The sequence below is a fragment of the Enterobacter cloacae complex sp. OE43NF genome (assembly GCF_023544405.1).
Lineage (GTDB): Bacteria > Pseudomonadota > Gammaproteobacteria > Enterobacterales > Enterobacteriaceae > Enterobacter > Enterobacter cloacae.
This window is the reverse complement of sequence record NZ_JAMJFW010000112.1, coordinates 1-2,495: the sequence shown is the minus strand read 5'-3', so window position 1 is coordinate 2,495 and position 2,495 is coordinate 1. Positions and strand designations below refer to the sequence as shown.

3 protein-coding genes are annotated in these 2,495 nt (G+C 51.5%); 2 read left to right on the top strand and 1 reads right to left on the bottom strand.

Annotated elements, in window-relative coordinates:
* Nucleotides 1-62: 62 nt before the first annotated feature.
* Nucleotides 63-248 (top strand): Rop family plasmid primer RNA-binding protein, encoded by a 186-nt coding sequence (locus M8370_RS23105; RefSeq protein ID WP_013772937.1) that lies wholly within the window; start codon nt 63-65, stop codon nt 246-248.
* Between the two features lie 290 nt (nt 249-538).
* On the opposite strand, the gene M8370_RS23100 is transcribed toward M8370_RS23105, so the two are convergent.
* Entirely contained in the window at nt 539-730 is a 192-nt protein-coding gene (locus tag M8370_RS23100) for a hypothetical protein (protein WP_021243041.1), read from the bottom strand.
* A 1,234-nt stretch (nt 731-1,964) separates the two neighbouring features.
* On the opposite strand from M8370_RS23100, the gene M8370_RS23095 reads away from it, so the two are divergent.
* The gene (locus M8370_RS23095) at nt 1,965-2,192 is read left to right on the top strand and encodes a YgdI/YgdR family lipoprotein (protein WP_021243043.1); all 228 of its coding nucleotides are present in this window, start codon (nt 1,965-1,967) and stop codon (nt 2,190-2,192) included.
* Nucleotides 2,193-2,495 lie beyond the last annotated feature (303 nt).

The window sequence follows — 2,495 nt, the reverse complement described above, 5'->3', positions numbered from 1 at the left end:
GCACCAGAATGACGCCATGCTCTTTTCACGCAAAAATCATCACCAGACGGGGAAAATCACCAGTGACCAGACAGGAATCCGCCGCCCTCAATATGGCCAAATTTATCCGCGCACAGACACTTCTCCTCCTTGAGCGGCTCGAGCAGATGGATCTGGATGAGGCTGCCGGCTGCTGTGAGCACCTGCACGATCAGGCCGAAGCGCTTTACGCCATGCTGAACGCACAGATAGGCGAGGAAAATGCGTGAAAATCGGTGAACGGGTGCGCAATTCAGTGCGCGGCCGTGAGGCGATGGCGGGGTGTCGGGGCGCAGCCCTGACCAGGGTATTTGTGATGCCGGCGCGTGCGCGGTATTACAAATGCACATCCTGTCCCGGAACGGACACCGGGAAACAGCAAAAAAAACCGGGCGGCACGCCCGGAACTCAATCAAGTTAGATTAGATTACTCTCACTCGTCCATAACAGCATCATGGAACGACGACCACCGTCCGTGACGGCCGCCTCGTTTAAGTATGGACAGAAATACAGAAAATGCTCAGGACGAAATGTAATGAATGCGAACGGATTCAAGAAATTCGAGCATGACAGTCCTTACGGCCGGTTCGGTTTCAGACAAAATCTGCCGGTATGCATCCAGCATCATGGCTCCGGCATCCCCTCCGGCACGCCGTAGCCAGACCGAAACAACGGACACAAGCAGGTGTCGCTCATCATCACTAAGAGTCATCAGGGCTCCGGAAGAAAAACCAAACATGGCTTACCTACTGTTAACGGCAACGCAGAAGAAAGGTTTACAGGGTAGCGGGCAGGGATGAAAAAAAAAAAATTGCAGTCAGGCCGGAACGGCTGCTGAACCGGTACAGGCGGGTTCCGGGCGCAGCGCCGGACCAGTCACGGAGCACTAGCGGAGTGTATACTGGCTTAAGATGTAGCATGGCAGTAACACATAGCATTAATGCCACATAAGACAGGCGCAGAAAGTGAAAGAAAACGCGTCAGGAGAAAATGTGATACAGAATATATTCCGCTTCCTCGCTCACTGACTCGCTCCGCTCGGTCGTTCGGCTGCGGCGAGCGGGACGGGCTTACGGATGGATCAGAAATTTCCTGGGGGATGCCAGGAAGATACTTAACGAAGAAAGCATAAGGCCGCGCCAAAGCCGTTTTTCCATAGGCTCCGCCCCCCTGACAAGCATCACAGAATCTGACGCTCAAATCAGTGGTGGCGAAACCCGATGCGGCTTAAAGATACCAGGCGTTTCCCCCTGGTGGCTCCCTCGTGCTCCCCCGCATTCCTGCCTTTCGGTTTACCGGTGTCACTCCGCTGTTATGGCCGCGGTTTCTCATTCCACGCCTGACACTCAGTTCCGGGAAGGCAGTTCGCTCCAGGATGGACTGTATGCACGAACCCCCCGTTCAGTCCGACCGCTGCGCCTTATCCGGTAACTATCAACTTGAGTCCAACCCGGAAAGACACGACTAATCGCCATTGGCAACGGCCATTGGCAAACAGGATGTGCGAGAGATGTCTCAAGAGTTCTTGAAGTGGCGGCCTTAGTGAGGCTACACTGAAAGGACAAATTTGGTGACATGTCTCGCACAAGACTGTTACCACGGTTAGGGGATCTGCCAGGATTACCTAACCTTCGAAAAACCACCTGCCAGGGTGGTTTTTTCGTTTACAGGGCAAGAGATTACGCGCGGAAAAAAAGGATCTCAAGAAGATCCTTTATAAATTAGACATCCAACCTCACAAAGAGGAATACTTAAATCATCTTGGTATATGTATCGGCCGGATTACATCTCATATAAGCCTCCTCCCCGCCTGACACCACACTTTGACCATAGCACCTCGCGCCTAACTCGATATACAGCCCACCATCAAGCCTCTTTTCACATAAAAAATGACCTATAGTTAGATGGTTAGTGACCAAAACTGATATGGATAAAAGGAGCTGGCTTTGAAAAAGATTTTTGTTTCAGTGTTCGCAGCGGCAGTTGCGCTTTCAGCCCTCACCGGCTGCACGCGCACAAGCTATGCCATACACACCAATGACGGTCGCACTATTGTCAGCGACGGCAAACCTAAAGAATCAGACTCAGGCCTGCTTGGCTATACAGACGCGAATGGTGTCAAACAGCAGATCAATAAAACCGACGTTAAAGAAGTCTCCGAAATTCCGCACTGAGCATCTTCTCCGAAAAAGGCCGCTAATGTGGCCTTTTTCTTTACCTGTGGTTCTCCGCCAAAATCCCAGCAAATTGCATCACCAAAGCTAAAAGCTTTCAGGGTTGTCTAAAAAGCACAAGACATAAGAGGAAGTGCGGTATTTTATAATCAAGCCCCCAAGAATTTACCATAACATCCGTTGCCCGCACCGCCTGAGACGCGTTCAGCGCGTTCCTGACGAAACCATGACAAAAACCACAACAAACCACCCCGGAACCCGTCAGAAACGCGCCTGTTAAATTTTAACGGCATGCATGACTAT